The sequence below is a fragment of the Paenibacillus flagellatus genome, from assembly GCF_003217775.1.
Lineage (GTDB): Bacteria > Bacillota > Bacilli > Paenibacillales > NBRC-103111 > Paenibacillus_AB > Paenibacillus_AB flagellatus.
This window is the reverse complement of record NZ_QJVJ01000010.1, coordinates 94,612-106,947: the sequence shown is the minus strand read 5'-3', so window position 1 is coordinate 106,947 and position 12,336 is coordinate 94,612. Positions and strand designations below refer to the sequence as shown.

The following is a 12,336-nucleotide window of genomic DNA, read 5'->3' as shown; positions in this document are numbered from 1 at the left end:
ATCCGCATTCGGCGGAAGGGCAAGTGCCGATTGTCCGAAAAAAGGGCTGGCCGTCCGCCGGGGGAGAGGACGCGACGCCGTCGCCGGGAAGCCCCGGCTGCGGCCGCAAAAGAACGTGGAAGGGCACGATGAACGAAGCCCATTGGATTTCATCCAATAGCGCGACCCCGATAAAGGCGGAAAACGACCGCCGATTGGAGTTTATCCAATCGGATCGTCCTGATTCGGCTGTATGAACGCGGGTGGAGGCCGTCTGTTGGATCGTTTCCAATGGCGGGGGCCGAAGGAGGCCTACGTTCGTCATTCGATTGGAGGAAATCCAACCGTATAAGTAAAAAAAGGAAAATCCCGGACCACGCGGCGTTGTCCGGGACTTTCCAAACGTATTCGATTCGAACCGTTCTACTGCGACGTTCTCTCTCCCGCCGCAATCCAATTGACGATGCCGGCGAATTCCGGCACAAACTTCGTCCGCACCACTTCGATGACGGCACGGCGTCCGTTTTGCGATTTCAAAATCGGCTGGCAAGCGGGATGGTTTGCCATCGCTACGACGACGTAAATCGCCGAGTCGAAGGCGGCGTCCAGCTCGACGACGATTTCCACCGTCTCGTCGAGAGCGCTGAACTTGAACGGCTGCATGCCGAACTGCTGAAGAGCGGCTCCCGAGGCCATGCCGCCGACCGAGCTTACGGGACGAAAATCGAGCTTGGCGGCCGATAGGGCGCCATCCGCCACATGGTCGCCCGTCACCGCTTGCGGGGCCAGCTTGGCGGCCGTCACCGATCCGTCCTCGAGCTCCCCGGCCGGGGCGGGGACGGTGGCGGCCGCCTCCTCGGCCTCGCGGGCAAGGCGGGCGTTCAGAAGGTCGGGGTCAAGGTGATGCAGCTTCACCGATCCCGGGCGCAAATGCTCGCTGCCGACGCTTTCGGCCGCCAGCTTCGCCGACGTCACGCTGCCGTCGGCGACCGGTGCGCCGCCGCTTTGGAACAGCAGCTCCCGAACGGTCCCCGGCGCAAAATGGGATACGCCGATCGACCTCTCGGCTATATGCGTTCCGCTCACGCTTCCCTCTGCGAGGTGCGTTCCGCTCACGCTTCCTTTCGCAAGGTGCGCTCCGCTCACACTTCCTTCCGCAAGGTGCGTTCCGCTCACGCTTCCCTCTGCGAGGTGCGTCCCGCTTACGCTTCCCTCTGCGAGGTGCGTTCCGCTCACGCTTCCTTCCGCAAGGTGCGTCCCGCTCACGCTTCCCTCTGCGAGGTGCGCTCCGCTCACGCTTCCCTCTGCGAGGTGCGCTCCGCTCACGCTTCCTTCCGCAAGGTGCGTTCCGCTCACGCTTCCTTCCGCAAGGTGCGCTCCGCTCACGCTTCCTTCCGCAAGGTGCGTTCCGCTCACGCTTCCTTCCGCAAGGTGCGTTCCGCTCACGCTTCCTTCCGCAAGGTGCGTTCCGCTCACGCTTCTTTCCGCAAGGTGCGTTCCGCTTACGCTTCCTTCCGCAAGGTGCGTTCCGCTCACGCTTCCCTCTGCGAGGTGCGATCCGCTCACGCTCCCTTTCGCAAGGTGCGCTCCGCTCACGCTTCCCTCTGCGAGGTGCGCTCCGCTCACGCTCCCTTTCGCAAGGTGCGCTCCGCTCACGCTTCCCTCTGCGAGGTGCGCTCCGCTCACGCTTCCTTCCGCAAGGTGCGCTCCGCTCACGCTTCCTTCCGCAAGGTGCGTTCCGCTCACGCTTCCTTCCGCAAGGTGCGCTCCGCTCACGCTTCCCTCTGCGAGGTGCGATCCGCTCACGCTCCCTTTCGCAAGGTGCGCTCCGCTCACGCTTCCCTCTGCGAGGTGCGCTCCGCTTACGCTTCCCTCTGCGAGCCGCACTCGGCTCAGAACGCCGGCCGCCAGATGCTCCTCGCTTACGCTGCCGGGCGCCAAATGCGTCCCGGCGACGCTGCCGGCCGCCAGATGCATGCCGCTCACGCTGCCTGTCGCGATATGCGGTCCGACTACGCTGCCTGTCGCAATATGGGCGCCGTAAATGCTGCCGGCCGCGATGTGGATGGCCCCGACCGAGCCCGGTGCGATTTTATCCCCCGTTACCGCTTCGTCCTGCAGCATCGCGCTTGTAATCGCGCCGTCTTGGATATGCTCCTCGGCAACCGATCGGTCGCTCAAATGCCGCGATTCGATCGACTCGTTATGAAGGTGGACTCCGAACACCGACTCCGCCGCCAGTTTCTCCGCCGTCACCGCACCGTCCGTCAAATGGTCCGTGCCGACGACGCCCGCAGCCAGCTTCTCGCCGGTGACGGCTCCGTCCGCCAAATGGTCGACGCGGATCGCCTCCGGCGCGACGTGGCTGCCGGTCACCGCGCCCTCGCTCAAGTGAACGCTCAGCAGCGAAGCGGGCATGACATGGTCGCTGCCTACACTGCCCGCGGCCAGCTTCTCGGCCGATATCGCGCCGTCCGCCACCTTCTCCGCGGTGACCGATCCGTCCTGAAGGCCGGCTGTCGAAACCGCTCCGTCGCCGATATGGCGTTCCGCGATGGCGCCGTCACGCAGCTTCTCGCCGCCGACGGCGTCATTGACGAGATGGTCTCCGGTTATAGCGCCCGGCTCGAGATGAATGCCGCGAATCGTGCCGCCCTTGATATGGAACCCTTGGATCGCCTCGTGACGAATATGTTTGCCGGATACGGCGTCCGCAGCCAAATGATCGACGGTCACCGCGTTCGGCGCGAGCTTGTCGGCCGTCACGGCTCCGGCCGCCAGCTTCGCGACGGTGATCGCGTCGTCGGCCACTTTGTCGGTTCCGACCGATCCGTCGGCGAGCGCATCCGTCCCGACCGCCCGCGGCCGGAGATGTGCCGGCCCGATCGCGCCGGCGGCGATCCCGTCGCCGTCGACCGCGCCGACGTCGATATGGCGGGACGTAACGGCCCGGTCCGCGATTTTGGCCGCTTCGACGCTGTTCGGCGCCAGCTTCGCGGACGTCACCGCTTCGTCCGACAAATGCGTCGGTCCGATCGCGCCGTCCTGCAGCGTCTCCGACGAGACCGACCGCCACTGCAGATGGAACGCCCCGACCGACCCGTTCGCAATATGCTCCGCCCTCACGGACGATGCCGCCAGCTTCGACGAAACGACCGATCCGTCCTGCAGCGTCTCCGACGAGACCGACTGCTTCTGCAAATGGGCCGCCCCGATCGACCCGTTCGCCACATGCTCCGCCGTTACGGCCGACGGCGCCAGCTTCGACGAGACGACGGCTCCGTCCTGCAGCGTCTCCGGCGCGACCGATTGCCGCTGCAAATGAACCGCTCCGATCGAACCGTTCGCGATATGCTCCGACGTCACCGACGAAGGCGCCAGCTTGTCGGACGTGATCGCCCCTTTCCGCAGCGCTTCGGAGGATACCGCTCCCGCGGCCAGGTGCTCGGTTTCGACCGATCCGTAAGCCAGATGCGCGGCCTGCACCGATCCGGCCGCCAAATGCTCGGACGTGACCGCCTCTTCGGCGATATGGTAGCTGTGCACCGAGTCCGGCGTCAGCTTCGCGGCCGTCACGCTCCGTTCGGCCAGCTTCGAGCTCGTGACGGCCAAGTCGGTCAACTTGTCGGTCGAAACCGTCTCCGGCGCCAGCTTTGCCGTCGTCACCGCATGGTCGACGATATGGTGCGTGTACACCGTCCCTTGCACGAGATGGTTTCGCGTAATCGAACCGAGCGCGATTTTGTTCCATGTGATCGAATAGTCCTGGATCGCCTCTCCTCCGACGGAATGCTTGCCGAGCTGCTCCGCCCCGATCGCGCCGGCCCCGATGTGCCGCGACTGTACGGAGCCGTCCGCGAGCAGCTCCGCCGTTACCGCCCCGTCGGCCAAATGAGCGGCCGTTACCGTACCCGGCGCCAGCTTGGCGGACGTTACCGCCCCGTTGGCCAGCTTCGCTTCCGTCACCGCGCCGTTCTGCAGCTTCTCCGTCGAGACGCTCGCTTCCGCAAGCTCCGTCTCGCCGACCGATTCCGCCTCCAGCTCGTCGGTGCCGATCACCCCCGGCGACAAATGCCGCCGCTCGACGGCCCGGTCCGCGATCGTGCGAGCCTTCACCGCCCCGTCGCCCATCTTCGGCTCCGTCACTGCGCCTTCCGCCAGCTTCCCTTCACTAACGGCGCCGTTTTGGATCGCGGCTTCGGTAACGGACCGGATCGCCAGCTTCGATGCCGTGACGGCTCCTTCCGACAAATGCGCTTCGAGTACGGACCCGTACGTCAGGTGCGACGATTGGACCGAATGCCGCTGCAGCTGCGACGACCCGACCGATTCGGCGGCCAGCTTGGCGGCCGTTACCGAATCGGGCTGCAGATGACGAGCGCCGACCGACTCCGCGGTCAGATGCTCCGCCCGGACGATTCCCGGGGTCAGATGTTCGGCGGCGACCGACCCGGCCGCCAAATGCTCCCCCAGTACGGCACCGCTCTGCAGGTGGATCGTGCCGACGCTCGATTCGCCGAGCTTCTCGGACGTGACCGCGCCCTCCCTCAGCTTCTCCGTCAGCACGGCTCCGTCGGCAATTTTGGCCGAATTGACCGCACCGTTCGCCAAATTGATGGACAAGATCGCGCCGCTCTTGATTTTCTCGCTGACGATCGCCTGGTCTTGGATGAGGTCGGTCGAGATGCATTGGCTGTGCAGATGCTTCGCCTCGATCGAGCCTTCGGCGATTTTCATCGAATCGATCGTCTTGTCGGCCAGCTTCTCCGACGTAATGCTGTTGTCGACCAGCTTGTCGCCGGTGATCGACTTCGGCTTCAGCTTTTTGCCCGATATCGTATTTTGCACGATGTGGCGATCCTCCACGGACGCAGGCGCCAGCTTGCTGGCCGTTACGCTGCCTTCCGCCAGCTTCGCGTTGTCCACGGCGTAGTCGGCGAGCGAATCGCGGCCGATGCTGCCGGGCTTCAGCTTCGTGCCGTCGATCGCGCGGTTCGCGATCTTCTCGTTCGTAACCGCCTCGTCGACGATATCGTCGGTATAGACGACGGCGACGTTCTCGTGCTGGGCGCGTTCGAACAGGAGCAGCACCGGCGAAATGTCTTCCGGCTCGGCGAACATTTCGACGGGCGGCGCAGGAATCGGCTCCGGCTTGGCCGGCTCGGCCTTCTCGACTCTTTCGACCTTCTCGACTTTCTCGACCTTTTCGACCTTCTCGATCTGTTCAACCTTCTCAGCCTTTTCCGGCTCGGGTATCGCGACCGCAGAAACCGCCGCTACCGAGGCGATATTCGTTTGCGGCTCTTCCGGCTTCTCGGGCGCCGGCGAGTCGACGACGGCCGGCTGGCTTTCGTCCTGGAATCTCCTTTTGCGGGGAACTCTCTCTCTATCGTCGTCCAGCCAGCTCAGCTCGTTCGTGTTCGCGTTGTAGATCCTCTGTACGGATTGCTTTTTTCGCCTCGATCCGTCGTTCGGCCTGTTCTTTTTCATCCGGGTCACCTTTCTTTTGTCCAGAAAATAGTTGCGGCATAAAAGAGTCGGGAATGTCGCTTTGCATTCCGCCGGGAAACGGCCTCCCTCGCGGCGAAACGCTAGGTGCTAGACGACGGAGCATCTTTTGTGCCGGCTATATAGTCATCTGTAACATATGCGTATACCCAGAACCCGGTCACAACCGCCCGCGAATTGATCTGCGCGCCCAATTCCCTCATCCGGCGCGAACCGGATCGGGACCGGCCCGACAACAAAAAAAAAGCCGGTCGCCTCTTGGAAGAGGGACCGGCTTGCCGTTACGGCTCCGTTCGGACGGCCGCGGGTGCGGGTGCGGCCGCCTGCGCCTTTTCCGGCGCTTTATGGCCCATGATCGGAATCATCATCAAGGCGCCGAACAAAAACAACAGGCCCGAGCCGACGTAAATCGAGACGAGCGAGAACGCGTCCTTCAGCGGACCGGCGAGCGACATGGAGACGACCATCATCCCGACGAACATCGGATTGAGCACCCCGTTCACCCGGCCGACGATGGAGGCGTGCGACCATTGCAAAATCATCGTGCTGATGCCGATATGGATGCACGGGAAGACGAGACCGTTCACGAACTGGACGACCAGCGTAACCGGCACGCTCGTCGAATAGCCGACCAGAATCGTGCACACGGCGCCGACCACCATGCCGATGGCGAGCAAAATTTGCGGCGCGACGCGCTTGGCGAAGACGGCCACGATGCCCCCGCCGATCAGCATGGCGGCCCCGTTCACCATCAGCATGTACTGCAGAAACTCCTCGGTTTTGCCGAGCCGCTCCGTGACGACGAACAAGCCGAGCGCTTGGGCGACGCCGACGGCGAGGCCCGCGAGAATGAAGGCGGCCCCGAGCATCCGCAGCACCGGACTATGCCAGACGTACCGGAAGCCTTCGACGAACTCCCGGCGGAATTGGCCCTTGCCCTCCTCCGTACGCGGCTCCTGCTCATCCTTGGGCAAACGGACGAGGACGAGCGCGGAAAGCAGGAACACGACGCCCATAACCGCAATCGACGTCTCCAACCCGAACGTGCTGTATACGAACGTGCCGAGCATCGGCCCGAGCACCATGAAGATCGCCATCATCGACTGGAACAGCGCCATCCCTTGCTGCAGCTGCTCCTCCGGAACGTGACGCTTGAACAGCCGCATGCCCGAAGGCTGCGAGAACTGCGACAGAATGGCCGAAATAAACGTAACCAGGTAGACGAAGTGCCACGAACCGAAATGGATCGTCAGCAGCACGGCGAACACCGATACGGCGGACAACAGATCGCACCAGACCATCGTTCGCTTCGGCCGCCAGCGATCGGCGAACGTGCCTCCGATAAACGAGAATACGAAGATGGGGGCGAACTCCGCGACGCTGATAAGCGAGATGGCGTACGGATCTTTGGCCGTCGTTTCCGAGACGTAGAGAAGTATGGCGAAGTTGCGCACCCATATGCCGATTTGCAGCAGCACGTTGGACAACAAGATCGTCTGCAAAAAACCGTTGCGAAAAAGACTGGGAGCTGCGCCTCCCTTTTGCTGCATTTCCAAAATGGCTCGACCTCCTGCTTTTCGAACGGCGATCTGACCGGACGGAGACGACCGGCGGAGCGCCGCAATCTTATTCTTTCTTATGATAAAACAGTGTTACGAGATTCTAACCGTTCTCGGGCAACCGAATGTTGCGCCAACCGATCGGATTCAGCTGCTATAACACGACTCCCAATCAACGGCTCCCGCTTCGGTACCTCCTCGCCTACTTAATTTAGCATAACATTGTTACGCTGTGAAGGGAAAATTTGATTAAAATCCGCCAAAACGCCAATTTGCAAGGGGCGGGCTTTGCGGCCCTTTATGTAGAAACAAAAGAGCCCTCCGGAGAGGACTCTTCGCCCGTCGTTACGGGACGTGTATCGTTTTGACGTGTTCGCCGTGCATGTACAGATGCTGGCCGTTCGCTCCGACCAGCTCGACGAGCCGATTGTCGACCGATTTCAACAGTCCGATTTTGGACGGGCTTTCGCCGAGGTCGAGCGCGATCAGCTCCCCTTCCAGCTTCTTCATCTGCTGGTCGAACGTCCGCGCGAGCGTGATGCCGGGCGGCTGAAGCGGAAACCGTTCCCGGCTCAAGTAATAGGGCGTCCGGTTCGGCGCATACGGGATAATGAGCTTCACATGCTGGAGCGAGACGTACACCGTCCGGTACACCGGAGAGAAGAACACGAAGTAGTCGTTCATGATGCTCGTAATATATCCGTGCAGCGACTGGAAGCCCGTAATGCCGACTTCGGTGAAAATCCCTTTGGCGTTCATCAATATTTTCCGGTACGAAATATCGGTATGGTCGAACATTTGCTCCTGATCGCCGCCTGCGGCTGCGATCGTCTCGAGCGAATCGTCCGGCTCCAGCTTCTGGATATGCAGCACCGGCAAGTACAAATATTGCGTTCCGTTGTTCACGACGATGATGTCGGTTCCGATATCGATCAGCGTGCCCCGGATCGGCAGGAAGCGCCCGGATATTTCGATCTTGATCCGACTTCCGAGCATGGGGTTCAACAGGCTCATGGAATACCTCCTTTCAGGCGATCAGCTTCGCCCAGCCGTACAAGCTGCACAGGCCGACGAGCAGCCCGACGGGAATGACGACGATCGACGTTTTGATATAGGCCTTCCAGGTAAAAGCGATTTGGTGCTTGCGCAGTAAGGACATCCACAGAAGCATAGCCAGCGTTCCCGCCGGAGTCAGCAGCGACCCGATGCCGCTTCCGATCATGCCGGCGAAATAGGCGAGCTGCATCGTCTGCGGGTCCAACCCCATCTCCGCCATCGACATCGCGCCGATCAGGACGGACGGCAGCTGATGGAGGGCGCTCGACAGCGCGGCAAGCGTCAAGCCCGCAGCCGCGACGGCCTGTCCGTCTCCGGCGTTCGCATATGGCGCCAGCCGGTCGGCCAGCATCGCAACGGCTCCCGCGTCGCGAAACGCCTCGACGATAATCGCGATGCCGAAGGCGAGCAGGAGCACGTGCCACGACATCCTGGCGAAAACGTCCCCTATCCCCGTGCCGATCCGGTAAAAGCGAGCGGCCAGCAGAGCCAGAACGCCGCACAGGGCCAGCAGCTCGGCGGCGATCCCGACGTCCTCCGCCAAAAACAGTCCCGCCCGGAACAAGACGACCGTCGCGATGCAATACCGAAACCGTCTCCAGTCGACGAACGAATGGTTCCCGGATGGGAGCGGATGCGCATGGAGCGGCGTGCGCGTCGTCGTTTCGCGGCAGTCCGCGAGCCGGTCCACGAGCATGCGGCTGTGGTAGCCGTAAGGCACCTTTTCCGCCGTCGGCGGTCCTCCCGGAAACGTGGCGACGGAACGCGGAATATCGTGCCGGAAGCAGACGAGAAGCGTGCCCGCGATCGCCGCGATGGCGAGGACGGAAGGTACGAGCATATACGCCGTATACCGGTCGAGATCGAGCCCGGCGTAATGGAGCGACATGACGTTCGTCAAGCTGCCTACCCCGATCGGGGCGCTCGACGCCGTAGCGACCAGCGCCCCCGAAAGCAGGTAAGGGATCTTCTGCCGCATGTCCAGTTCGAGCATGCCGCATAACCGGATAATGACCGGGGTCGTCACGAGAATGCTTCCGTCGTTGTTGAAAAACAAAGTCATCGCAAAGCAGAACAGGACGACGAGCCAATAAAGCCGATAGCCCGATCCTTGGGCGCGATACGCCAGGTTGCCTGCAACCCACCGAAAACCGCCGATGCCGTCCAACACGATCGCCATCAGAACGGCCGACAAAATCGTGAAGGCTGCGCCTCCGGCGACTTCGAACACGTCCGCCAGCTTCGCGAGCGGGACGATCCCCGCCGCGAGCAGGACCGCTCCGCCGAGCGCCGTCGGAATCGCTTCGTTCATGCCGCCCGGTCGCACCGTCATCAGGACCACCGTCACCGCGAAGACGCCGAGCGTCAGCCATATGGCATAGTCAGGCATTGGACTTCACCTCGGTACCGAACGGGAGAAGCTCCGTTCCCCGTACCGGCTCGGCGTCCGCCGATTGCGGGGGCCCGGGCTTTACGATCCGATATAGCGCGATCCCTGCTGCGGTGATGACGAGAAAGACGACCATCTGTTCCTCCCCCCTTATCGGCGTTCTCCGCGGTTCGGCTCCTTTTATTTGCCGGACGGTTTACGCGATTTGCGAACGGAGGCGAGACGTTTGCGAAGCAGGTTGCGGACAAGCGCGTTGTTGCGCGCATGGCTTTTGTTGCCGCTTTTGTGGCCGCTCTTGTTGCCGCTTTTGTTCCCGCTCTTGTTGCCGCTTTTGTTGCTGCCGCTCTTATTGCCGCCGCTTTTGTTCCCGCCGCTCTGGCTGCCTCCGCTTTGGCTGCCCCCGCTTCGGCCGCCGCGGACGCTCAGGCTCACCGACTTGATGTGGAACACCGGGATGCGGACGACCTCTTCTTTCACCAACAGCAGCAAGTAGTCGCGGCCGACGTCGGCGACGTATCCTTCGATTTTCTCCGGTCCGCCGCGGTTGATTTGGATGTTCTGGTAACGGAGACGCTGGAGCAGATCGCTGAAGCTGTACGCATGAATGATGCGCGAGCCGGAGCCGCTGCGGCCTCCCGATTTATTCGTCTCGCTGATGCTTTTGACGTGCGTCGCGTTGACATATACGATGCCTTCGTTCGTTCTCAATACCAAATAATCGGACTGCACCGCCACGAGTCGTCCCGTAATCGCATCGGGGCCGCCCCGGTTGATGCGAACCTCTCTTCCTACCAAATACATCAAGTATCCCGTGTAATTCGCTGCCATCGCGGGTTGCTCCTCTCATCTTGTTGTCTTAAGGAACTTGCTAGTCTTGCAACTCTTTCGATCGATTCGGGCAAACCTTCGATCGACGATTCCAAACCGGGCGTTCCGCCGGCGTCCCCTCCTGTTCGTCCTTAAAGTTCTTCCGTAATGTATTCATATGTGTCCGGCAAGGAGAAGTACTGGTTGTACAACTATTTCTTCCATATTTCCACTCGTGTCGGGAAGGTTCATATATCCGGTAGATTCGTTTGCACGCCAAGTCCCAATGACCGGGCGGCATTCTACCATTTTTCGTTTCTATCAACGGATAACCAGAACCGAATCGGCGGACAGGTCATACACTTTACTATCCTTGCAAGAGAGGAGGAGAAGCATCGATGGCGCAACCAATTCCCGATCTTTTGTATGAATGGGAACCGGCGGTCGAAGTATGCAAACGGGGCCACGGCGGCAGCCACGGTTCCGGCGGAGCTCGCTGCACGCACGGCTCTCACGGCTCTCACGGCACTCGCGGTACTCACGGCACCAAAGGCACCAAAGGCACCCGCGGTACGAAAGGTACCCGCGGCACCAAAGGCACTCGCGGTACGAAAGGTACCCATGGCACCAAAGGCACTCGCGGTACGAAAGGTACCCATGGCACCAGGGGCACTCGCTGTACGAAAGGTACCCATGGCACAAGAGGCGCTCGCGGTACGAAAGGATCTCACGGTAACCGCTGCAACCGCTGCATCTGAGGCACCCGAAGCGGCCGCCAAGTCTGCATAACCCTCGTTCAGGAAACAAACGATAGAGACAGCCAAACATGAAGAGAACCGGGCGCCTGCCGTCGCGCTCATCGCATCCTCCGCATATCGTATTCCACAACAGCCTACCCATACGGGTAGGCTGTTCGACTGGTACGAAAGGCGGAACGGACTTATGGCATTGGCCGAATACGACATCGTCATTGGCGCCTACGAACGGAAACTGATGCAAAAGCATATATGGGACGGGACGTTCGTCAAGGCGCAGCTGCTGTACGAAGGCAAAAAGGTGCCGATTCGCGTCCGTTATCGGGGAGGACATACGAGGGACTATCCGAAAAAATCGTACGAAATACGCGTCGGCAACAAAACGTACCATTTCAACGCCGAATACGACGATCCTTCGATGATGCGCAACGCGCTGTCGTTTCAATTTCTCGAAACGATCGGGGTTCCGAGCCCGTTCACGCGACATTGCGTCCTTCACATCAACGGTCGGAGCGAAGGGGTGTACTTGTTGATCGAGGCGGTAAACCGCGCCTATTTCCGCCGGAGAAAGATCGCGGTCCGCTCCCTCGTCTACGCGAGCAACGACAGCGCCAACTTCTCGCTGATCAGTCCGGAGACGGGCCGGCGCAAGCGTACGCTGTTCGAGGGCTACCGGCTGGTCATCGGCAAAGCGGCGGCCCGCACGCGGCTGAAGCGGTTCATCCGCTCCATTCACCGGCTCCGCGGAGCCAAGCTATCCCGCTACTTGAACCGCAAGCTCGATATCGACAACTATTTGCGCTGGCTGGCGGGAGCGGTCTTGACCGGCAACTACGACGGCTTCGATCAAAACTACGCGCTGTACGAACATGCGCCGACGGGCAAATACCGTATCGTTCCTTGGGACTACGAGGGGACGTGGGGACGCAATTGCTACGGCCGCCGCTGCGCGAGCGACATCGTGCGCATTACGGGCTACAACGCGCTGACCGAGGCGCTGCTATCCGACAAGACGGTGCGCGGGCGGTACCGGGAGTTGATGCGGGCGCTGCTGCGAACCGCGTTTACGGAAAGCCGCATCATGCCGATGGTGAACCGGATGCACAGCCGCATCGCGCCGAGCATATACAACGACGATACGCGCAAGTGGCCGCTGCGCGTATTCGATTCCGAGCCGGAGCTGATCCGCGATTATATCCGGGAACGCCGGGACATTCTCTTGAAGGAATTGGAGGACATGTGACGACGATCGAGCGATGACAAGCCAAAATCCCCCGAACCG

Annotated in this window: 7 protein-coding genes; 1 reads left to right on the top strand and 6 read right to left on the bottom strand. The window is 61.5% G+C overall.

Annotation, left to right across the window (positions count from 1 at the left end; all coding sequences use genetic code 11):
• Nucleotides 1-402: 402 nt before the first annotated feature.
• The 6 genes from DLM86_RS21710 to DLM86_RS32155 all read right to left on the bottom strand — a co-directional run bounded on the left by DLM86_RS21710 (nucleotide 403) and on the right by DLM86_RS32155 (nucleotide 10,320).
• Nucleotides 403-5,469: a WIAG-tail domain gene (locus DLM86_RS21710; protein ID WP_110842170.1), complete on the bottom strand. Its 5,067-nt coding sequence runs from the start codon at nucleotides 5,467-5,469 to the stop codon at nucleotides 403-405.
• A 299-nt stretch (nucleotides 5,470-5,768) separates the two neighbouring features.
• On the bottom strand, nucleotides 5,769-7,037 hold the full coding sequence (locus DLM86_RS21705) for an MFS transporter (protein ID WP_110842345.1): 1,269 nt from the start codon (nucleotides 7,035-7,037) through the stop codon (nucleotides 5,769-5,771).
• Nucleotides 7,038-7,391: 354 nt separating this feature from the next.
• Complete coding sequence (locus DLM86_RS21700) at nucleotides 7,392-8,060, bottom strand: DUF2642 domain-containing protein (RefSeq protein ID WP_110842169.1); 669 nt, start codon at nucleotides 8,058-8,060, stop codon at nucleotides 7,392-7,394.
• A 13-nt stretch (nucleotides 8,061-8,073) separates the two neighbouring features.
• Nucleotides 8,074-9,492 (bottom strand): ArsB/NhaD family transporter, encoded by a 1,419-nt coding sequence (locus tag DLM86_RS21695; protein WP_110842168.1) that lies wholly within the window; start codon nucleotides 9,490-9,492, stop codon nucleotides 8,074-8,076.
• Nucleotides 9,485-9,628 carry a hypothetical protein gene (locus DLM86_RS32160; protein WP_158289607.1) on the bottom strand — a complete coding sequence of 48 codons (144 nt, stop codon included), beginning with the start codon at nucleotides 9,626-9,628 and terminating at the stop codon, nucleotides 9,485-9,487. Before DLM86_RS32160 ends, DLM86_RS21695 begins: the two co-directional genes overlap by 8 nt.
• 44 nt (nucleotides 9,629-9,672) lie before the next feature.
• Nucleotides 9,673-10,320: a hypothetical protein gene (locus tag DLM86_RS32155; protein ID WP_158289606.1), complete on the bottom strand. Its 648-nt coding sequence runs from the start codon at nucleotides 10,318-10,320 to the stop codon at nucleotides 9,673-9,675.
• Between the two features lie 921 nt (nucleotides 10,321-11,241).
• On the opposite strand from DLM86_RS32155, the gene DLM86_RS21680 reads away from it, so the two are divergent.
• Entirely contained in the window at nucleotides 11,242-12,297 is a 1,056-nt protein-coding gene (locus tag DLM86_RS21680; RefSeq protein ID WP_110842165.1) for a CotH kinase family protein, read from the top strand.
• Nucleotides 12,298-12,336 lie beyond the last annotated feature (39 nt).

Coding starts and splice junctions, on each gene's coding strand:
- DLM86_RS32160 (WP_158289607.1), bottom strand. CDS start 9,628: ATGGTCGTCTTTCTCGTCATCACCGCAGCAGGGATCGCGCTATATCGG.
- DLM86_RS21710 (WP_110842170.1), bottom strand. CDS start 5,469: ATGAAAAAGAACAGGCCGAACGACGGATCGAGGCGAAAAAAGCAATCC.
- DLM86_RS32155 (WP_158289606.1), bottom strand. CDS start 10,320: ATGGCAGCGAATTACACGGGATACTTGATGTATTTGGTAGGAAGAGAG.
- DLM86_RS21695 (WP_110842168.1), bottom strand. CDS start 9,492: ATGCCTGACTATGCCATATGGCTGACGCTCGGCGTCTTCGCGGTGACG.
- DLM86_RS21700 (WP_110842169.1), bottom strand. CDS start 8,060: ATGAGCCTGTTGAACCCCATGCTCGGAAGTCGGATCAAGATCGAAATA.
- DLM86_RS21705 (WP_110842345.1), bottom strand. CDS start 7,037: ATGCAGCAAAAGGGAGGCGCAGCTCCCAGTCTTTTTCGCAACGGTTTT.
- DLM86_RS21680 (WP_110842165.1), top strand. CDS start 11,242: ATGGCATTGGCCGAATACGACATCGTCATTGGCGCCTACGAACGGAAA.